The 21,005-nt window shown below is 36.7% G+C and carries 15 protein-coding genes and 1 riboswitch; of the genes, 13 read left to right on the top strand and 2 right to left on the bottom strand.

Features of this window, described 5'->3' with window-relative positions; genetic code table 11:
• Positions 1-47: 47 nt before the first annotated feature.
• Positions 48-1,370 (top strand): DUF58 domain-containing protein, encoded by a 1,323-nt coding sequence (locus M2372_RS11565; protein WP_123320594.1) that lies wholly within the window; start codon positions 48-50, stop codon positions 1,368-1,370.
• A 59-nt stretch (positions 1,371-1,429) separates the two neighbouring features.
• Positions 1,430-1,849, top strand: coding sequence for an OsmC family protein (locus tag M2372_RS11560; protein WP_115973463.1), 420 nt, complete (start codon positions 1,430-1,432; stop codon positions 1,847-1,849).
• A gap of 230 nt (positions 1,850-2,079) precedes the next feature.
• Here the strand turns inward: M2372_RS11560 and M2372_RS11555 are convergent, their stop codons facing one another.
• Positions 2,080-4,695, bottom strand: coding sequence for an MGH1-like glycoside hydrolase domain-containing protein (locus M2372_RS11555; RefSeq protein ID WP_123320595.1), 2,616 nt, complete (start codon positions 4,693-4,695; stop codon positions 2,080-2,082).
• Between the two features lie 188 nt (positions 4,696-4,883).
• Positions 4,884-4,991: riboswitch (SAM riboswitch) on the top strand.
• A 60-nt stretch (positions 4,992-5,051) separates the two neighbouring features.
• Here M2372_RS11555 and M2372_RS11550 point away from each other — a divergent pair.
• The 8 genes from M2372_RS11550 (at position 5,052) to metF (ending at position 15,426) form a co-directional block, all read left to right on the top strand.
• Complete coding sequence (locus tag M2372_RS11550; RefSeq protein WP_123320596.1) at positions 5,052-5,990, top strand: alpha/beta fold hydrolase; 939 nt, start codon at positions 5,052-5,054, stop codon at positions 5,988-5,990.
• A gap of 3 nt (positions 5,991-5,993) precedes the next feature.
• On the top strand, positions 5,994-7,532 hold the full coding sequence (locus M2372_RS11545) for an ACT domain-containing protein (RefSeq protein WP_115972934.1): 1,539 nt from the start codon (positions 5,994-5,996) through the stop codon (positions 7,530-7,532).
• Positions 7,533-7,728: 196 nt separating this feature from the next.
• Entirely contained in the window at positions 7,729-8,889 is a 1,161-nt protein-coding gene (locus tag M2372_RS11540) for an O-succinylhomoserine sulfhydrylase (protein WP_123320597.1), read from the top strand.
• Positions 8,890-8,972: 83 nt separating this feature from the next.
• Entirely contained in the window at positions 8,973-9,983 is a 1,011-nt protein-coding gene (locus M2372_RS11535) for a homocysteine S-methyltransferase family protein (protein WP_123320598.1), read from the top strand.
• 83 nt (positions 9,984-10,066) lie between these two features.
• Entirely contained in the window at positions 10,067-11,158 is a 1,092-nt protein-coding gene (locus M2372_RS11530; RefSeq protein ID WP_123320599.1) for a fatty acid desaturase, read from the top strand.
• A 1-nt stretch (position 11,159) separates the two neighbouring features.
• Positions 11,160-13,820, top strand: a complete 2,661-nt coding sequence (gene metH, locus M2372_RS11525) for a methionine synthase (RefSeq protein ID WP_123320600.1) — start codon at positions 11,160-11,162, stop codon at positions 13,818-13,820.
• Positions 13,821-13,824: 4 nt separating this feature from the next.
• Positions 13,825-14,376 (top strand): hypothetical protein, encoded by a 552-nt coding sequence (locus tag M2372_RS11520; RefSeq protein WP_185018876.1) that lies wholly within the window; start codon positions 13,825-13,827, stop codon positions 14,374-14,376.
• A gap of 90 nt (positions 14,377-14,466) precedes the next feature.
• Positions 14,467-15,426 (top strand): methylenetetrahydrofolate reductase [NAD(P)H], encoded by a 960-nt coding sequence (gene metF / locus M2372_RS11515; RefSeq protein ID WP_123320601.1) that lies wholly within the window; start codon positions 14,467-14,469, stop codon positions 15,424-15,426.
• 301 nt (positions 15,427-15,727) lie between these two features.
• Here the strand turns inward: metF and M2372_RS11510 are convergent, their stop codons facing one another.
• Positions 15,728-16,879 (bottom strand): hypothetical protein, encoded by a 1,152-nt coding sequence (locus M2372_RS11510; RefSeq protein ID WP_123320602.1) that lies wholly within the window; start codon positions 16,877-16,879, stop codon positions 15,728-15,730.
• Between the two features lie 100 nt (positions 16,880-16,979).
• Between M2372_RS11510 and folE the strand changes: the two genes are divergently transcribed.
• The 3 genes from folE (at position 16,980) to cysS (ending at position 19,670) form a co-directional block, all read left to right on the top strand.
• Positions 16,980-17,645 (top strand): GTP cyclohydrolase I FolE, encoded by a 666-nt coding sequence (gene folE, locus M2372_RS11505; RefSeq protein WP_045490962.1) that lies wholly within the window; start codon positions 16,980-16,982, stop codon positions 17,643-17,645.
• A 3-nt stretch (positions 17,646-17,648) separates the two neighbouring features.
• Positions 17,649-18,080, top strand: coding sequence for a DinB family protein (locus M2372_RS11500; RefSeq protein ID WP_123320603.1), 432 nt, complete (start codon positions 17,649-17,651; stop codon positions 18,078-18,080).
• Positions 18,081-18,203: 123 nt separating this feature from the next.
• The gene (gene cysS / locus M2372_RS11495) at positions 18,204-19,670 is read left to right on the top strand and encodes a cysteine--tRNA ligase (RefSeq protein ID WP_123320604.1); all 1,467 of its coding nucleotides are present in this window, start codon (positions 18,204-18,206) and stop codon (positions 19,668-19,670) included.
• The last annotated feature ends 1,335 nt before the right edge of the window (positions 19,671-21,005 follow it).

Genomic DNA, 21,005 nt, shown 5'->3' with positions numbered 1-21,005 from the left:
ATGAGTACCTACCTGAAACCTATAATCTGCTACCCGCCACCTAAACAATGAAAAACTTATACATCAATACACGTTTCTTCTTTACACTCATCGGAGTGGGGATACTGTATGTTCTGGCTTTTTTCTTTCCGGTGTTGATGTGGGTAGGGCATATTGCAGTGTTGATATGTTTTCTTGCTGCCATGGTGGATTATTTGCTGATTTTTAATCAAAAAAATGCTGTACAGGCACAAAGAATATTACCGGAAAAATTATCCAATGGTGATGAGAACTTTGTAAAGATTGATATTAAAAATAATTATGGCTTTAAGATCACAACTAAAATTATTGATGAGATCCCATTTCAGTTTCAGAAAAGAGATTTTTTGATTGAAAAGACAATTAATACCGGAGCCAACACTTTCTTTCAGTATAGTTTAGAACCTAAGGAAAGAGGAGAATATCATTTCGGAAGCCTGAATATTTATGTTTCATCACCTTTAGGATTTGTTTCAAAAAGATTCAGTTTCCAGAAAGATGCGATGTTGCCGGCTTATCCATCTTTTATCCATCTCAGAAAATATGAGCTGATGGCTTTGCAGAGTGAATTTCTGCTGGGTGGTATAAAAAAAGTCAGAAAGCTGGGGCATACCATGGAATTTGAACAGATTAAGGAATATGTCCCGGGAGATGATATCAGAACCATTAACTGGAAAGCGACTTCTAAAGCGAATCGTCTGATGGTAAACCAATTCCAGGATGAAAAATCGCAGCGTATTTTTATGCTGATTGATAAAGGAAGAACCATGAAGATGCCTTTCAAAGGATTGAGTCTTTTGGATTATTCTATCAATGCAACCATGGCTTTGTCTCATATTATTCTGAGGAAAGGAGACAGGGCAGGAATGATGACTTTCTCCAAAAAAGCTGAAAATAAAATTGCTGCTGAGAATAAATCCGGACAGCTTAAGAAAATATCAGAATCACTCTATAATATTAAAACAGATTTCTTTGAAAGTGATTTCAACAGATTGTATCAGGATGTAAAGTATTCCATCAACCAGAGGAGCCTGATTCTGCTATTTACCAATTTCGAAACGTTGGATGGATTAAACCGTCAGCTAAAATATCTTCGCGGAATTGCTAAGAATCACTTATTGGTAGTGGTATTCTTCAAAAACTCAGAATTGCAGACTTTGATTCACAAAAATCCTGAAAATATGCAGGAGATTTATGATGAAATCGTTGCAGAAAAATTCGAATTTGAAAAGAAACTGATTATTCAGGAACTCCGCAAATACGGAATCTATACAGTATATACACTTCCTGAGAATTTGAATATCGACGTTATCAATAAATATTTGGAGATAAAAGCCAGAGGAATTTTATAATTTTGCAACAAGCAACAAGCAACAAGCAACAAGCAACAAGCAACAAGCAACAAGCAACAATGAAAATAACACTTAATAGAATCAACGATGACTTTTTATTTGAATGTACAAACGGCCAGGGAAATTCCATCCTTTTAGATAATACTTCACAGCCGGGAGCTAAAGGAGTTTCTCCAATGGAAAGCGTTCTGATGGCAGTAGCCGGATGTAGCGGAATAGACGTAGTTTCTATTTTAAAAAAGCAGCGTCAGGAAATAAAAAGTTTTCAGGCAGAAGTAGAAGGGGAGAGAATTCAGGTGGATGATGCAAAACCATTCAAATCAATTATGGTAAAATTCCTTTTGGAAGGAGAAATTGATCCAAAGAAAGCTTTGAAAGCAGCAGAATTATCTTTTGAAAAATATTGTTCCGTATCAAAAACTTTAGAACCTAATGTAGAAATAGGATACGAAGTATTTGTAAACGGCGAAAAAATCTAAAACTATAGTGAGGCTTTCAAGCCTCATTTTTTATTTAGCCACGAATACACGAATAAAATAATTGATGAGTAATATCTCGCCTAAGAGCTATGTAACTATGTGGTTTAATTTTTCTAGCCATATATAGAGTTTATACAAATAAAAATATTCGTGCATTCGTAGCAAAAAAAAGAGTGGGTAAAAAAAGAAAACCGAACATTTCATCCGGTTTTTTTATTGCTCATTACTGATTAAAAGGTAAGTCTTGGTTTTATCAGTTTCGCTACAGTAGCCGTCCATCCTGTCTGATGGGAAGCTCCTACACCACGTCCGTTATCTCCATGGAAGTACTCAAAGAAGGTAATATAGTCTCTAAAGTGCTCATCATAATTGAATTTTGGATTTCCTCCATTAAAAGCCCTTTGTCCATGTTCGTCTTTTAAGAAGATAGAACAAAGTCTTTTACTGATATTCTGAGCCACTTCATCCAGGTTTTTCTTTTCACCACTGCCTGTTGGGAATTCTACTTTCAGACTGTTTCCGTAATAATAATGGAAACGCTGCAGACTTTCTACGATAAGAAAATTGATTGGAAACCAGATAGGTCCACGCCAGTTACTGTTTCCGCCAAACATTCTGCTGTCGCTTTCGGCAGGAGTATAGTACACTACATTTTCATTACCATGAACAGAGAACACAAAAGGATTTTCTTCGTATACTTTAGACATAGCCCGAATTCCATAAGAACTTAGAAATTCTTTCTCATCAAGCATTCTTGTCAATACTTTTGTCAGTCTGTTTTTACGGAGAATACTCATCAGATGTTTTCTTCCCTGGCCTTCCTCATCCCAGTGAGAAACAAGCTTGGTGAGTTCTGGTTTATTTTTTAAAATCCATTCCATTCTTGTTTTGAAATTGGGCATCTTTTCCAGGAGGCGATGATCTACAATTTCTACGGCAAATAATGGAATTAATCCAACAATACTTCTCAATCGTAAAGAAACACTGTTTCCATTTCCAAGCTGAAGAACATCATAGAAAAATCCGTCTTCTTCATTCCATAACCCTTTCGTTCCTTCACCCAGATTCTCCATTGCTTCCGCGATATAAAGATAATGCTCAAAGAATTTGATCGCCATATCCTCATATACCTGATAGTATTGAGCAAGTTCCATAGCAATTCGCATCATGTTCAGTGCATACATGGCCATCCAGCTCGTTCCGTCAGCCTGCTCCAGATGTTGACCATCCTCTAAAACAGTATTTCGATCAAAGGCTCCAATATTATCCAGTCCAAGGAATCCGCCTCCGAAAATATTCTTTCCGTTTTTATCCTTTCGGTTCACCCACCAGGTGAAGTTGAGCAGAAGTTTCTGGAATACTTTTTCAAGGAATAGTAAGTCAGGCTTACCATTATTTTTTTCATCAATCTTAAAAACCCTGAAGCATGACCATGCATGTACAGGTGGATTTACATCGCTCATATTCCATTCATAGGCTGGCAGCTGTCCGTTAGGATGCATATACCATTCTTTGGTCAGAAGTAAAAGCTGTCCTTTGGCAAATTCAGCATCAATGATGGATATAGGAACACAGTGAAAAGCAAGATCCCAGGTTGCATACCATGGATATTCCCATTTATCAGGCATCGAAATAATATCCTTATTGTGAAGATGGTTCCATTCTGTATTTCTTACATAATCATTAAAGTTTCTCGGTGCTTCAAAGTTCGGATCCCCTTTCAGCCATTTTCCAATATTGTAGTGATAGAACTGTTTATTCCACAAAAGCCCGGCAAAAGCCTGCCTTTGTACATTCCTTTCATCTTCATTGGTAGTATCATTTTGAATTTCATGATAAAACTCTTCCGCTTCCGCCTGTCTTGCTGTAAAAATCTCATCAAAACGTTCAAAGGGCTCATCGCTTTCATCAGGACATAACCTGAATTCAAAGACCTGGGATTGTCCGGCTCCAATAAGTTCATCAATTAAGAAAGAAGCTTTGGTTCCCTTTTTTTCAGGATTTACCGTATTGCTGTGATGGATGATGAAATCATTGATTCCATCTTTAAAATAAGTGTTTTCTGCCTGTGGGGCTCCATACAGCTTTGGAGTATTGGTTTCATTCTCGCAAAATACACTTTGAGCATTCCTGTTTCTTGAATAAAACTTTTTGATGGAAATACTGTCGTGCCCAATATTGATACTTCCGTCATGTGAAGCATTCATTTCTCCTTTATAGGTATTGTAACCCCATTTCCAGTTATTTCTGAACCATGCAGTAGGTGCTACTGCAATAGGAGCGTCATACTGACTTCGGTTACAAACCGTTATTTTGACGAGAATATCATTGTGGTCAGCCTTACAATATTCAATGAAAATATCAAAATAGGCATCATTATCAAAAATCCCTGTATCAAAGATTTCATATTCCGGTTCCTGTTTGCTGCGTCTACCGTTTTCTGCAACAAGTTCATCATAAGGGAATTCATTGATCGGATATTTATAAACCATCTTCATATAGCTATGAGTAGGTGTATTATCCAGATAATAGAAAATTTCCTTGATGTCTTCACCATGGTTTCCCTGTGGATTACTCAATCCAAAGAAGCGTTCCTTAACGATTTTATCCCTTTTATTCCAAAACGAAAGAGCAAAACAGAACAATTGCTTTACATCAGAAATTCCGGCAATACCTTCTTCACCCCAACGGTAGGTATAGCTTTCCGCATTATTATGATTGGTGTAATTCCATGCATTTCCGTTCGGGCTATAATCTTCCCGTACATTTCCCCATTGCCGGTTGCTTACATAAGGTCCCCAGTTTTTCCATTTGGTATCTTGTAATCTTTCTTTTTCGGCGATCATATATCATCATTTTTCCATACGAAGGTAGTTTTTTTGCAAAATAATTCCAATTCCTTTTATCTGAAGAATTATTAATATACTCTTGAAATACTTGTGTTTAAGGGCTTTTTTAAATATTAAATTATTTTTTTTTTGATTTTAAAAGAAAAGAACTACCTTTGCATCATTCGTTCATTCAAATATTGAAAATGTTATCAAGAAAGGTTGAGGGATTAGACCCTATGAAACCTTAGCAACCCTTTGCGCAAGCAAAGAAGGTGCTACGTTCTACCAAAGTAATTTTGGACAGATAACTTACTGAAGTTCTTTTCAGCCATTTCCTGTGGCATTTTCAATTGTATTAAAATTTAATAGAATTGAAAACAGAACTAAACTATATTAATCTTTCGTATCAAACTCATTCCCAAAAGGAATACAATATCTCGTTGAGCTATGAGCTTTTCGGGAAAGACCTGTTTACAGCCCCTATCATATTAATCAACCATGCCCTTACCGGAAATTCAAACGTATCCGGAGAAAAAGGCTGGTGGAAACAATTGGTAGGCGAAAATCAGATTGTTGATATCAATAAATATACTGTTCTGTGTTTCAACATTCCCGGAAACGGATACGATCATTTTTTAATTGAAAACTATGAAGACTTTACTCCTTCAGATATTGCTAATATATTTCTGAAAGGACTGGAAGCTTTACATATCAAAAACCTATATGCCATTATTGGAGGCTCATTGGGTGGGGGAATCGCATGGGAAATGTTAGCAAAACAACCCAAGCTGGCAGAAATTTTCATTCCTATTGCCTGTGATTACAGAACCCATGATTGGTTGCATGCCCAATGTCTGGTTCAGAAATTTTTATTGAATGATAAAGAAGAACCATTACAAAAAGCAAGAATCCATGCCATGCTGTGCTATAGAACTCCGGAATCACTTAATGACAGATTTCAAACTCAATACAATCAGGACAAGCAACGCCTGGAATCGGAAGACTGGCTGGTTTACCATGGCAATGCACTCAACGAGAGATTTAGTTTAAGTGCATACAAGCTGATGAATCATTTGCTGATGAATATAAATACTGATGAAACAGCTCTGGAGAGCATAGAGGCACGAATGCACATGATCTCCGTAGATACAGATTTATTCTTCCCGGCTTCTGAAATCCGAATGTGTTTTGAGAATCTGAAAAAGAAAAAGGAAAATATCTCTTATCACGAGATCCAATCTATACACGGGCATGATGCCTTCCTAATGGAATATCAACAATTAAATAATATCATAAAAAACATTTTATAAGTAATGAAAAATGCTAAAGAAATAAAATTTTTGAAGAACAGATCAATTGTCAAATTTGAAGGAGAAGATTTCTTAGGGGAAATCGGAATTGACGGACGAATTTTTAAAGCGCTTACTTTAGCGCGTATCAGTGTGGGAGTAATTTCCCAGCAAGCCATAGAAAACGGAATTTCCATTTTAGTTCATGAAAATGATGCTGAAAAAGCAGTAGCTTGTCTTATTGATGAGTTTGAAGCAGAAAGAAAATCAGGAAAAGTATCTCAAATATATAGTATCAACAATGTTTCTGTGATCGGTTTTGTAGCAGAAGATTCTAATAAAGTCTTTGCAGAATTGGCAAGAAATAATGTTTTTCCATTGCTTTTAAACCAGGTTGCCGGTGAAAACAGAGTAAACATCGTGGTGACTTCTTCACAGGATGAAAAAACCAGAAACATCATAGAATCTGAGATCTTCAAAAAACCGAAGACTGTTCATTTAGCGATCATAGGCCATGGAAATGTAGGAAAAACATTAATTGAACAGGTTCTTGAATCTTCAGAAGAAATTAAAAGACGTAAAAAAGTAGACCTTAAAGTAGTTGCAGTAGCCAATTCAAAGAAAATAGCATTCAACAAAAAAGGGTTTGATAGTAACTGGTCTGATGAGGTTTTAACAGCAGAACATTCATCAGATGTTCAGGAGTTAATTAATTTTTCCAATGAAAATCAATTGGAAAATCTGATTGTGGTAGACAACACCGCAAGCAAAGACTTTGTTAAAAACTATCATGCATTAGCAGAAAACGGCTTTGATCTGGTTTCTTCCAATAAAATTTTCAACACCCTTCCAATCGAAGAATACCGAAAACTAAGATATACGCTGAGTAAAAATAACAGACGTTATCTGTATGAAACCAATGTAGGAGCAGGTCTTCCGTTAATTGATACCATTAAATTATTACACCTTTCAGGAGAAAATATCACAAGAATTAAAGGCGTTTTCTCCGGAACATTAAGTTATGTTTTCAACAATTTCTCTTTGAGAGACGATAAATTTTCCACAATCATCAACGAAGCTCTGGAAAAAGGATACACAGAACCGGATCCAAGAGAAGACCTATCAGGAAATGACGTAGCAAGAAAACTATTGATTTTAGCTAGAGAATTAGACTTGATCAACGAATTCGAAGATATCAACATTCAAAATCTGGTTCCGGAAAGTTTACTTGAGGTTTCAAAACCCGAATTTCTTACAAGATTAGATGAACTGGATGAAGAATACCAGAAAATTAAAGAAAATCAGGAGCCTGGTCATGTGTTGAGATATGTGGGAGATTTGCATGGCGATTTACAGAAAGACAAAGGGGAGTTAGATGTAAAACTGATTTCTGTTCCCGCAACTTCTGCTTTAGGACAATTGAAAGGATCAGATTCGATCTTTGAGATCTATACGGAAAGTTATGGTGAAAACCCAATCGTGATTATGGGAGCCGGAGCCGGAGCACAGGTAACTGCCAGAGGCGTATTCGGAGATATTTTAAGACTAAGTGAAACAAAATAATCGTACAAAATAAATCATGCAATGTATCGAATGATGCTAATCCCGAAGAGATGATTTAACCAAGGATAGAATAAAATCCTATCAAACATAAACACATAGCATTTATATAGATGTAATCCATTTTATAATAAATGTACAGTAATTAAAAATTGGAAAAAATATCACAGAGATACATTGTTATATTAATTAAAACTATATGGAAAATTTCGAAACATCAGCAATAAGAACCCAGACGGAGAGATCTCAGTTTGACGAGCATTCTACGCCACTATATCTTACCTCCAGCTTTATTTTTCAGGATGCTGAAGATATGAGGGCAAGCTTTGCTGAAGAAAAACCTAAAAACCTGTACAGCCGTTTCTCGAACCCTAACGTATCTGAGTTTACAGAGAAGATTGCCAAAATGGAAGGTGCTGAAGCAGGTTACGCTTTTGCAACAGGAATGGCTGCTATCTATTCTACATTTGCAGCTTTGCTAAGTGCTGGAGATCATATCGTAAGCTGCCAGTCAGTTTTCGGTTCTACTCACACCTTATTCACAAAGTATTTCCCAAAATGGAACATTGAGACCTCTTATTTCAAAGCAGAAGATGCAGAGAATGTGGAACAATATATAAAACCGAATACAAAGATCTTATATCTTGAAACGCCTACCAATCCTGCGATTGAAATCCTGGATCTGGAGTTTTTCGGACAGATTGCTAAAAAGCATAATCTGATCTTTATTGTAGATAACTGTTTTGCAACTCCTTATCTTCAGCAGCCGATTAAATATGGTGCGGATGTTGTTGTACATTCAGCAACGAAGTTGATTGACGGACAGGGAAGAGTATTGGGAGGAATTGCAGTAGGAAAAGAAGACCTGATCAGAGAAATCTATCTTTTTGCAAGAAATACAGGACCTGCATTATCTCCTTTTAACGCATGGGTACTATCAAAAAGCCTTGAAACATTGGCGATCCGTGTGGAAAAACACTGTGAAAATGCATTGAAGGTAGCTGAATTTTTAGAAAGCCATCCTAATGTAGAACTCGTAAAATATCCATTCCTGAAATCCCATCCAAACTATGAAGTAGCGAAAAAGCAGATGAAGTTAGGTGGAAATATTGTTGCTTTTGAAATAAAAGGTGGAATAGAAGGCGGAAGAAACTTTTTGGATAAGATCCAGATGTGTTCATTGTCTGCCAACTTAGGTGATACAAGAACGATCGTAACCCACCCGGCATCTACTACGCACTCTAAACTGTCAGACGAAGAAAGAAACGAAGTAGGAATTACAGCAGGATTAGTCCGTTGTTCAGTAGGATTAGAAAATGTAGACGATATCATCGCAGACTTAAAACAATCCTTAGACTAACCCCAAAGAGCCCCAAAGGGGCGATTTAACCCAAGATAGGACGCAGTCCTGTCATACTCATATCCTCAACAACTACAAAGAAGATGACACATATAGAATCACTAAACAAAGCTCTCAAAGAACGAATCCTCGTTCTGGATGGGGCTATGGGAACCATGCTTCAGCGATACAAGTTTGAAGAAGAAGATTATCGTGGTGAACGTTTCAAAGACTGGGAACATCCGGTAAAGGGAAACAATGATCTGCTTTCTCTTACTCAGCCACAGGCGATTGAAGAAGTGCACAAGAAATACCTGGAAGCAGGAGCTGATATCATTGAAACGAATACATTCTCCGGAACTACCATTGCTATGGCAGATTATCACATGGAAGAGCTGGTGTACGATCTGAACTATGAGTCTGCAAAAATTGCGAGAAAAGCCTGTGATGAATATACAGCTAAGACTCCGGATAAACCAAGATTCGTAGCTGGATCAATAGGCCCAACCAACAGAACAGCAAGCTTAAGTCCTGATGTGAATGACCCTGGATACAGAGCTATTACTTTTGAAGAGCTGAGAGTCGCTTACAAACAACAATGTGAGGCACTATTAGATGGAGGTTCAGACATTCTGTTAGTAGAAACCATCTTTGATACCCTGAATGCTAAGGCTGCTTTGTTTGCGATTGATGAACTTCAGGAAGAAAGAGGAATCAAAATTCCAATCATGGTTTCAGGAACCATTACCGATGCTTCAGGAAGAACTTTGAGCGGACAAACGGCAGAAGCCTTTTTGATTTCTGTTTCCCATCTGAATTTATTAAGTGTTGGCTTTAACTGCGCTTTAGGGGCAGATCAGTTAACGCCTTATTTGGAAACACTGGCTCATAACTCAGAATTCTATGTTTCAGCTTATCCGAATGCAGGATTACCAAATGCCTTTGGAAAATATGATGAGACACCGGAAGATATGGCAAGACAGATCAAAGAATATGCAGAAAAAGGATTAATCAATATTATCGGAGGTTGTTGCGGTACTACTCCGGAACATATCAAGGCGATTGCGGAGCTGGTGGAAAAATATGAACCAAGAAAATTGAAAGAATTTGTGTAATTAGATAGATTTTTTTAATTAAAATCAAGAATGAAGGCTGGATTATAAATATTATCTTTAAGTGAGTCACAAAATTTAATATAATGGAAAAGCCAAGTTATTTAAAAGATTCAGATGACGCCAAATTGTTTAATGAACTGAGAAAGAAAGTAAACCAACGGATAGAAGCTATTTCTGAAAACAGGGATATCTATATTCAGATCAAAGCATTACTGCTGCCACTGATCTATGTTGGTTTATATTTCACTGCACTCCTTAATGCTGAAAAGTATTGGGTGTATATACTCAGTTTTGTTTTAATGGGAATCTCTCTGGTTTTAATTTATTTAAATCTGATTCACGAAGCAGCCCATAATAACATCTTTAAAAGTAAAAGGCTGAATGGGATGATCCTGCACATTTTTGATTTCATAGGAGCCAATTCCTATATCTGGAAGAAAAGACATATCGCAAGTCACCATGCCTATCCGAATGTAGATGGCTGGGATACCGATATTGAGCAGAGTGGTTTGCTGTTAATAGTGCCTTGGATTAAGGCAAAAGGAGTTCAGAAGTATCAGCATAGGTTTTTCTTTTTAGTATATCCACTGTATTTATTCAATTGGATGTTTATAAGAGACTTCAGAGACTTTTTTGACAAGAAAAGAGTGATTTTGAAAACTCAGGGAAGAATACCTGTCGTGGAGAAAGTAAAAATGGTGAGTTATAAGTTGTTTTACTTTTTTTATCAGGTTGTGATTCCTATTGTGTTCTTTAAAGTATCAATAGGACTGGCTTTAGGAGCTTGGTTTTTGCAGGTTATTGCAGCGAGTGTTTTTGCACTGTTTGTTTTATTGCCTTTGCATCCGCTTCCTGACAATGCCTTTCCAAGATTGAATAAAGAGAATGGAATTCCATTCAGCTGGCTTCGTCACCAGTTTGAAGTGACCAACGATTTAAAGGAAAATAACTGGTTGGTAAGAAATGTATTAGGAAATTTTAATTTTCATGTGGCACATCACCTCTTTCCTAACTACAGTTATATGTATTATAACGAGATTACTGAGGAGATAGAAGAATTTGCTAATGAACATGGCTTAGCATACAAAAGATTTCCGCTGTTCACTGCTTTAGGCAAGCACAGAGATTTATTGAGGCAGAATGCCAATAATGCCTACTATATTTTAGAAGAATAAAATGAAATATTTAAGATTATCAGGCCTTGAGCCTCTTATCATTACGCCGGAAAGTAATTTCATCAACGTTGGTGAAAGAACCAATGTTGCCGGTTCCAAAAAGTTTTTAAGACTGATCAAAGAGGAAAAATTCTCTGAAGCATTAGACATTGCCCGCCATCAGGTAGAAGGAGGGGCACAAATCCTTGATGTTAATTTTGATGATGGATTGATTGATGGAAAAGAATGCATGGTCAAATTTCTGAACTTAATAGCATCAGAACCGGATATTGCAAGAATTCCAATCATGGTAGACTCTTCCAAATGGGAAATCTTGGAAGCAGGTTTACAGGTGGCACAGGGAAAATGTGTGGTAAATTCCATCAGCTTAAAAGAAGGCGAAGAAGAATTTATCAAACATGCCAAAGCTATAAAAAGATATGGTGCGGCAATGATTGTAATGGCATTTGATGAGGTAGGGCAGGCTGACAATTTTGAAAGGAGAATTGAAATATCAAAACGATCTTATGATATCCTGGTGAACCAGATCGGATTCCCGGCAGAAGATATCATTTTCGACTTAAATATCTTCCCGGTAGCAACGGGAATGGATGAGCATAGAAAAAATGCCATCGACTTTATTGAAGCTACGCGTTGGGTAAGACAGAATCTTCCTTATGCATCCGTAAGTGGGGGAGTGAGTAATGTTTCCTTCTCATTCCGTGGAAATGATACAGTAAGAGAAGCCATGCACTCCGTATTCCTTTACCATGCCATTCAGGCCGGGATGAATATCGGTATTGTAAATCCTGCGATGCTGGAAGTTTATGATGAGATTAATAAAGAATTGCTGGAACTTGTAGAAGATGTAATCCTTGATAAGAGAGAAGACGCTACAGAAAGACTTCTTGATTACTCCGAAAAACATAAATCAGTTAAGAAAGAAAAGGTTGAAGATCTGGAATGGAGAAACAATCCTTTGCAGGAAAGAATTACCTATGCCTTAGTAAAAGGAATTGACCGTTTTATTGAAGAAGATGTAGAAGAAGCCAGACAGGTAGCTGCAAAGCCCCTTCATGTTATTGAAATCAATCTGATGACCGGAATGGGCGTTGTGGGTGATTTATTTGGAAGTGGGAAAATGTTCCTGCCACAGGTAGTGAAATCAGCAAGGGTAATGAAAAAAGCAGTTGCCTATTTACAGCCTTATATTGAAGCCGAAAAAGACGGATCAAGACCTGCCAATGGAAAAATCTTGATGGCTACCGTTAAAGGTGACGTTCATGATATTGGAAAAAATATTGTGAGTGTAGTCTTGGGTTGTAATAACTACGAAATCGTAGACCTTGGTGTAATGGTTCCTGCCGAAAAAATTATTCAGACAGCCATTGCAGAAAAAGTAGACGTTATCGGATTAAGTGGATTGATTACACCAAGTCTGGATGAAATGGTATACATCGCTTCAGAATTAGAAAGACAAAATCTAGATTTTCCATTATTAATTGGTGGTGCAACGACTTCAAAGGCACACACCGCAGTGAAAATTGATTTAAAATATAAAAATGCAGTTGTTCACGTTAACGATGCCTCAAGAGCGGTAAACGTAGTAAGCTCATTATTGGGAGACAGAAATAAAGAATATGTTTCTGATCTGAAGAATGATTATTCAGACTTCAGAGAGAAATTCCTGAACAGACAAGTGGATAAAGACTATGTTTCCATTGAAGAAGCAAGAAAAAATCGTTTCAAAATAGACTGGGAAAACGAAGAAATCTTCACACCGAATAATTTAGGAATAACTGTAATCGAAAATCAGGACCTGAGAGAATTATTACCATTCGTTGACTGGTCTCCATTCTTCAGAAGTTGGGATCTTCACGGTAAATACCCGAATATCCTGGAAGATGAGGTGGTAGGAGTGCAGGCAAAAGAACTCTTCAAAGATGCACAGGTGATCTTAAAGAGAATTCTGGATGAAAAGCTTTTAACAGCAAAAGCAATCTTTGGAATCTTTAAAGCTAACTCCAATGAAACGGATGATATTCTGATTTTTGATGAAGATAATAACGAAAAGGTTAAGTTTTTAACCCTAAGACAACAGGCTCAAAGGTCAAAAGGAAAAGACTATCTGGCATTAAGTGATTTCATTGCCCCACAAAGTTCAGGAAAAACTGATTATATGGGAGCATTTTGTGTGACTACAGGTTTCGGAACGGATGAATTGGCAGAAGAATATGAAAAAGCCAATGATGATTACAACGCGATCATGGTAAAAGCACTGGCAGACCGTTTTGCAGAAGCTTATGCAGAATTTCTACATAAAAAAGTAAGAACAGAATATTGGGGCTATGCCGTTCAGGAAGAATTAAGCAATGAAGAATTAATTGCAGAAAAATATAAAGGAATCCGCCCTGCACCGGGATATCCGGCTTGCCCTGACCATTTGGAAAAACATGCGATCTGGGATTTATTGAAAGTTGAAGAAAATATTGGAGTGTATTTGACAGAAAGTCTGGCAATGTTCCCGACAGCAGCTGTTTCAGGATATTATTTCGGAAGCCCACATGCAAAATATTTCGGACTGGGAAAAATCGCAGAAGACCAATTAAAAGAATACTCAGAGAGAAAAGGAATTTCTTTACAGGAAGCGAGAAAGTGGTTGTCACCAAATTTAGCAGATTAATACGATGAGATTTTTAATTAAATATTTGGAACTTAAAACAGGTTTTGCTGATGATGGTCCTGCCTGGATTGCAAAAGTGGAATTTTCTAAAAGCAAAAAGTCTATTTATTTCAATGATAGATGCCTGATGGGAAATGGCCATGGAAATTGTCAGGATATTGAAACTGATGAAATTTTTTGGGTATCCGGTATTAAGAAAAATGGAGATGATAGACATTCTTGTGGCTCAGGTAAAATATTCATTGACAGGAATGTCATTGATGATTATTTGGAAATTATTGGTAGAAATGAGCTCGACACAACAAAATTTACTGTAATTGATATAAAAAAAACTCAAAAGTCAAGATTTACAGACATTCAAAATAGTAATTTTTCCGCTGTTACTACTTTAGGAGATTTTTACGATTTATCAGAGCTGAACGAAAAAGAATTGTTAGAAACAATAAATTATCTTAAAAGAAAGGAATCGTACACCCAAAATAAATTTTTAACTCAAAAAATAGTAGAAGCCGAAAGGTATTTAAAGAGTATTCAAGAAGACAGGAGATTTATTTAAGAGAAGAGAGAATGGGGGAGCCCCAATCTGGTAGATTTAATTTTAATTAAAAATCCAAAATCTTCACTCAAAACCATCAACTATAATAAAATGAAGATAACAGAACATATAAAAAACGCAAATGGGAAAACCTTATTCTCCTTAGAAGTGGTTCCACCACAAAAGGGGATTGGTATTGAAGACCTGTATACGAATATAGATCCGTTGATGGAATTCAAACCTCCATTCATTGATGTTACCACTTCAAGAGAAGAATATATTTATTTAGATAAAGGAAATGGACTGATGGAACGCCGTATCACAAGAATGCGTCCGGGAACATTGGGTATCTGTGCAGCAATTCAACATAAATATAATGTAGATACTGTTCCACACTTACTATGCGGAGGTTTTACCAAAGAAGAAACAGAATATCTTTTGGTGGATTGTATGTACCTTGGTATTGATAATGTGATGGCATTAAGAGGTGATGCAATGAAAGGACATCAGTATTTCGAACCTACTCAGGGTGGTCATGCCAGTGCCATGGATCTGGTAGATCAAATCAACAATTTGGGAAGAGGAAAATATCTTCACAACGAAGAACAGGTTTGTGATGAACTTAATAAATTCTGCATTGGAGTAGCAGGCTATCCTGAAAAGCATATGGAAGCCCCTTCTATGAACTATGACCTGAAATGGCTGAAGCAAAAAGTAGATGCCGGAGCAGATTATATTGTCACTCAAATGTTTTTTGACAATAAAAAGTATATTGAATTCGTTCAGAAAGCAAGAGAGATGGGAATTACCGTTCCAATTATCCCAGGAATTAAGCCGATAGCTACGAAGAAACATTTGAAAATCCTGCCTCAGGTATTCAAAATAGATCTTCCTGAAGAGCTTATCAATGAAGTGGAGAACGCAAAAAATAATGAAGCCGTTAAGCAGATCGGAGTAGAATGGGCCATTGCCCAGTGCAAAGAACTTCTGGATTTCGGAGTTCCAGTTTTACACTTTTACTCAATGGGGAAAAGTGATAACATCAAAAAAGTAGCCGGTGAGCTATTCTAATAAAAGTACCAAAAATGAAAGTAGTCCTGTCTTAAACGACAGGGCTTTTTATTTTATCAGAATCATAAATAGAAAAACTTCAATCAGAAATAAAACACATAAAAAGAACCAGCCGTAGGCTACACACTCGCTTAGAAAGAATCAGCAAAGTTGATTCCACCTTCGCTCGCTCAAAAATAGAACAGCAGCAAATAAAACTTTGCGTCAAATCATCTAAAGCATCCAGAAAAAAGTAAACTAAACCTTTAGTCAATCACCACACTTCAATTACTCCCATCTTCCAGCCTCCATCTTCCTTACTCTAAAGAACAGCATGCCTCTCAAACTCCTTGTTCCTATCAAATAAATATCGATAAGTAGCAAGTTTCCTCGTCACAGTAGTATCAAGAGTCTCTGCAATCTTAATCATTTTAGGATTAAAATCACCAATCCACTGAAGTTCAGTGATCGTAAAATCAGTATGCTTTCTTAAATGTTGTGTCCCTTCCCAGATCATATACCCATCAATCCCTTTCTTTTGCCATTCAGGAACCACACCGAAGACAAGACCCACCATTTTTTCATTCTTTTTAAATCGCTTTAAGAACAAAAACTTAAGCTTTTCAAAAACTCCAAACTTTCCGTTGAGGTATTTAAACCACTGGTTGAGGTCCGGAATATTGATCCACATAGCGATAGGCTGATCATTTTCATACACAAACCATGAGATATGCTCATTCATAATAGGCTTCATGGTATTGAACATTTTCAAAACCTTACCTTCTTCCAATTGCTTTCCCTCTCCATGAGCTGCCCATGCTTTATTATAAACTTCCGTAAAGTCCTTAGCAAATTTGGAAAGGTTATTCTTTTTCATGGGCTGTGCTGAAATAGCAGGGTTTCTCCTGTTTTTCTCATGAGCAATCGTAAAAACGCGGGAAACTTCTGCAAATACAGGCCTGGTAAAACAGAGCTGTTCAAAATAAATCTGAAGCCCATAGTTTTCAAAAAGCTCTTTGTAATAAGGAAAGTTATAATTCATTCCGTACAGGGGCTCTATAAACCCCTCAATCAAAAGTCCCCAGAACTTATCCCTTTCTCCGAAATTGATTGGTCCATCCATCGCCTCCATCCCTTTTTCCTGAAGCCAGTTTTTACAGTGGTCAAAAATGAAATTTGCGGTTTCCTGATCGTTAATACAGTCAAAAAATCCGAAACCTCCGGTAGGTTGCACCTGTTCATAACAATTGTTAATAAAAACAGCTACTTTTCCAACCGTCTTATTGTCTTTTTTAAATAGAAATCTTTTACACTCTCCATTCTTGAAAAACTTATTCTTTTCAGGATTAAAAATCTCCTCAATGTGTTGATCTAAAGGGCGGATATAATTTTTGTCGTGTTGATAAAGTTGTGCGGGAAATTCCAGAAATTCCCTTTGGTGGTCTTTGTTTTGTACTTCTTCGACAATAATCATATAGTTTTAATCAGAGTAGGTTATAAAAGATAATGATTTTCGCCCCATTTGAAATATATGAAACGATATTATCCGTATTTTTGCTGCAAATTAAATAAAAATGGTTGATTTTACTGATAACGACGATGATATTTTCACTGGAAAAGAACATACGCCTATAAGGGAAGATGCTTTTGATAAATCGCCACAGGAAAAAATAGAAAAAATTACTGAGCTTTTTGGAGAAATTATGGAGACCTTAGGACTGGATATGACCGATGACTCCCTAAAAGATTCTCCAAAACGTGTTGCCAAGATGTATGTGAACGAGATTTTCGGAGGACTTCTTCCTGAAAACAAACCAGGCATCTCTACATTTTCCAATAAATATAAATACCGTCAGATGTTGGTGGAAAAAGATATCACTGTATATTCTTTTTGTGAACACCATTTCTTACCCATTATAGGAAGAGCACACGTTGCTTACATTTCCAACGGAGAAGTAATCGGTCTTTCAAAAATTAACAGGATTGTTGATTACTATGCAAAAAGACCACAGGTTCAGGAAAGACTGACAATGCAGATTGTAGAAGCTCTGAAAGAAGCATTAGGAACAAAAAATGTAGCATGTATCATTGATGCGAAGCACCTTTGTGTAAACTGCAGAGGAATTAAAGACACGGCAAGTTCTACCATTACAGCAGAACTAAGCGGAATCTTCAGAACAAATCCAATTACAAGACAGGAATTCTTACATTACGTAGGAAGTCATGCCAAATTAGACTAATCAATGAACTGCCAGATCCTTAAAAATAGTATAGATGCAGAACTTCAGAGGTTCCGGACAATTTCTGAAGAAGAGTGGACTTACAAGGCTACACCGGAAAAATGGTCCAAAAAAGAAATTATTGGCCATCTTTGTGACAGTGCTTTTACAAATATCCGTAGATTTGTAGTCACTCAATATAAAGAGAACGAGAATATCACATACGATCAGAACGCTTGGGTAAAGGCTCAGAACTATCAGAATGTTCCAACGGCAGAGTTAATCAACCTTTGGAAAGCTTTGAACGATCAGGTTGTTCATATTGTAGAAAATATTCCTGATGAAGCATTACAGAGAACTTGTGATACCACCAAAACAGAACCTCAGGTTTTTACCCTGGAGTTTATTATTAAGGATTACGTAGAACATTTGCAGCATCATTTAGAATCGATTTAATTATGATAAAATTTAAAAAAGTTTCACATAAAATCTTTATCACGACAATTATTTGTTGTGACAGATTTTTATTTTAACTAATTTTTGAATCTTAAAACTATTGAATCTTTTAACAAAAAATAAATGCAACTAAAAATATACAACTCGCTTACAGCGGAAAAAGAAATATTCAAACCCATCTTAGAAGGAAACGTAGGAATGTACGTCTGCGGACCTACAGTGTACAGCAATGTGCATTTGGGGAACGTAAGAACTTTCCTGTCTTTCGATTTTATCTACCGTACCCTAATGCATTTAGGATATAAGGTAAGATATGTAAGAAACATTACCGATGCAGGGCACCTTACTGATGACGGAGATGTAAATAACGATAGATTCGTTAAGCAAACTCGTCTTGAAAAATTAGAACCCATGGAAATTGTACAAAAATACACTGTAGATTTCCATAAAGTTCTGGAGATGTTCAACCTGCTTCCTCCAAACATCGAGCCTACAGCTACAGGTCACATTGTAGAACAGATTGAACTGACTCAGAAACTAATAGATACAGGTTTCGCTTACGAAAGCAATGGTTCTGTATATTTCGATGTATTGGAGTACAATAAAAGAGGGCTGAACTACGGTGAACTTTCAAAACGTAATATAGAAGAGCTTTTTGCTAACACCCGTGATCTTGACGGACAGGGGGAGAAAAAGAATCCACAGGATTTTGCCCTTTGGAAAAAAGCATCTCCGGCGCATATCATGAGATGGAACTCTCCTTGGGGAGAAGGTTTCCCGGGATGGCACCTTGAATGTACAGCTATGAGTACTAAATATTTAGGTGAAACTTTTGACATCCACGGAGGAGGAATGGATCTGAAATTCCCGCACCACGAATGTGAAATTGCTCAGGGAAAAGCTTGCAATGGTGCTGCACCGGTACATTACTGGATGCATGCCAATATGCTGACGATGAATTCCCAGCGTATGAGTAAATCTACGGGGAACTATATACTTCCAATGCAGTTGGTAACAGGTGATAATGATTTTTTTGAAAAACCTTTCCACCCGTCAATTGTACGTTTCTGCTTCCTGCAGGCACATTACAGAAGTGTTTTAGACATTTCCAATGATGCCATGATCGCCAGCGAAAAAGGATTTATCAGATTGATGGAGGCCGTGAAAGTATTAAATTCTATTACTCCTGATGATAACAAAGAATCTGCATTCAGTCTTGCAGAATGGAAAAACAAATGTTATGATGCATTAACAGATGATTTCAACTCTCCAATTCTGATCGCTCACTTGTTTGAAGCCGTAAAATACATTTTTGCTTTAAATGATGGTAAAGAAACCATCTCAACAACAGATCTTGAAGATTTAAAGTCAACATTGAATGCCTTTATCTTTGATGTCCTTGGATTGCAGGCTGTAGAAGAAAACAATAATGAAAAGCTTGATCAGACTTTAAAAGTTTTAATTGAACTTAGAAATCAGGCAAGAAAATCCAAAAACTTTGACCTTTCAGACCAGATCAGAGATAAACTGCTTGCTGAAGGCATAGAATTAAAAGACGGAAGAGACGGAACATCCTATGTTCTGAACTAAAAATATAAACTTCAGTTTTACAATCATTCCGTAAGAAACCTGCTATAAAGGATTCTTACGGAATTTTTTTATCCCCTCCTTTGAAAGCTTCCTTACCTAAATAAAGATTTTATAGTTTTTCTTTTATAAATTTTTCTATTCTTCACCTTTCACTCTTTCATATATATTCGTTCTCTCCAACTCTAGCACGCACATACCCTCAAACTCATTGAGGAGCTTAATCCCGCTATCCACTCATACTCCTCGTGCCAACACACACCTACACCCAAACCCTTCTACGCTCCAACCCATACTGTGGGGTAACCGTTCCTATCGGGGCTAGGGTAGGAGACGACTTTATAAATGATGAATAAATAATAGATTGGCATCAATTAATAGCATTACCTATTATCCATAAGTGATGGCTTCTATCATTCCCATCCTTTGGAGGGGTGTCAAAAATTCAAAGAATTTTTGACGGGGTGGTAATCTAGTCATTTCTGCCCTATGAAAGTTCTGTGAAAATCTGTGTTATCTGTGGTTAAAACAATAAAACATCAGCATACATCATACCTGCTTTTTCTATAAAGGCTACATTTAAAAGCTCATTACATAACGTACATTATATTATTTACCGCTGTATTCCTGATATTTTAATAATACCAGCCTTTATCATCCTGTAAGGATCTCAACAATATTATTTCCATAGTAATAAAGTATTCCTCGAATCAATTCCGGTTTTCCCTACTATATAATATATACTCTCCGTTTTTCTTACGGGCATAAGCTCATCAGTAGGAGCTGGCAATAATCCTGAGCTTAGCTGAAGGAAGTCCGCTCAAATAAAATAAACACTCTTCCACTAGCTTTAGCCAAAACTTATTTGCTTACTATATATAGATTTCACCTCCTACATATAATATAGATAATGCATCTATATTGTAATTGATGTATAGAATAACCGGTTATATAGCCCTCAAAACGGTGTTATATAGTTTTTCAAAAACAATTCCACCGTTGTGGATAAGTATACTTTATAATTTAAATATAATCATATCAATAAGTTAATGTATAAACTTACCCACAATTGTAATATTGGTGTAAACTTTATGTTAAATAAGTTTGCGTGGTAAAGGAGAAGTCTCTATCTTTGCCCCACTGAAAAACGAGAGAGATTCGGTAAGCGCAGGAGAGCTTTTAGATAAGCAGAAACATTATATACTACGAAAGATAAAGACGGAAAAAAACTTTCACTTTTTAGTTTAAAAAGTTGCGGGTTAAAATAAAGTTTGTATCTTTGCAGTCCCAATAAAACGGGAGCGCAGGAGTAGAGAGATTGAGGGTTTTGGAAAGGAG

The sequence above is a fragment of the Chryseobacterium sp. BIGb0232 genome (assembly GCF_024810195.1).
GTDB lineage: Bacteria > Bacteroidota > Bacteroidia > Flavobacteriales > Weeksellaceae > Chryseobacterium > Chryseobacterium pennae.
Note: the sequence above shows the minus strand (reverse complement) of the source record. Positions and strands in the feature narration are given on the sequence as shown.

Coding starts and splice junctions, on each gene's coding strand:
- M2372_RS11565 (WP_123320594.1), top strand. CDS start 48: ATGAAAAACTTATACATCAATACACGTTTCTTCTTTACACTCATCGGA.
- M2372_RS11560 (WP_115973463.1), top strand. CDS start 1,430: ATGAAAATAACACTTAATAGAATCAACGATGACTTTTTATTTGAATGT.
- M2372_RS11555 (WP_123320595.1), bottom strand. CDS start 4,695: ATGATCGCCGAAAAAGAAAGATTACAAGATACCAAATGGAAAAACTGG.
- M2372_RS11545 (WP_115972934.1), top strand. CDS start 5,994: ATGAAAAATGCTAAAGAAATAAAATTTTTGAAGAACAGATCAATTGTC.
- M2372_RS11540 (WP_123320597.1), top strand. CDS start 7,729: ATGGAAAATTTCGAAACATCAGCAATAAGAACCCAGACGGAGAGATCT.
- M2372_RS11535 (WP_123320598.1), top strand. CDS start 8,973: ATGACACATATAGAATCACTAAACAAAGCTCTCAAAGAACGAATCCTC.
- M2372_RS11530 (WP_123320599.1), top strand. CDS start 10,067: ATGGAAAAGCCAAGTTATTTAAAAGATTCAGATGACGCCAAATTGTTT.
- metH (WP_123320600.1), top strand. CDS start 11,160: ATGAAATATTTAAGATTATCAGGCCTTGAGCCTCTTATCATTACGCCG.
- M2372_RS11520 (WP_185018876.1), top strand. CDS start 13,825: ATGAGATTTTTAATTAAATATTTGGAACTTAAAACAGGTTTTGCTGAT.
- metF (WP_123320601.1), top strand. CDS start 14,467: ATGAAGATAACAGAACATATAAAAAACGCAAATGGGAAAACCTTATTC.
- M2372_RS11510 (WP_123320602.1), bottom strand. CDS start 16,879: ATGATTATTGTCGAAGAAGTACAAAACAAAGACCACCAAAGGGAATTT.
- folE (WP_045490962.1), top strand. CDS start 16,980: ATGGTTGATTTTACTGATAACGACGATGATATTTTCACTGGAAAAGAA.
- M2372_RS11500 (WP_123320603.1), top strand. CDS start 17,649: ATGAACTGCCAGATCCTTAAAAATAGTATAGATGCAGAACTTCAGAGG.
- cysS (WP_123320604.1), top strand. CDS start 18,204: ATGCAACTAAAAATATACAACTCGCTTACAGCGGAAAAAGAAATATTC.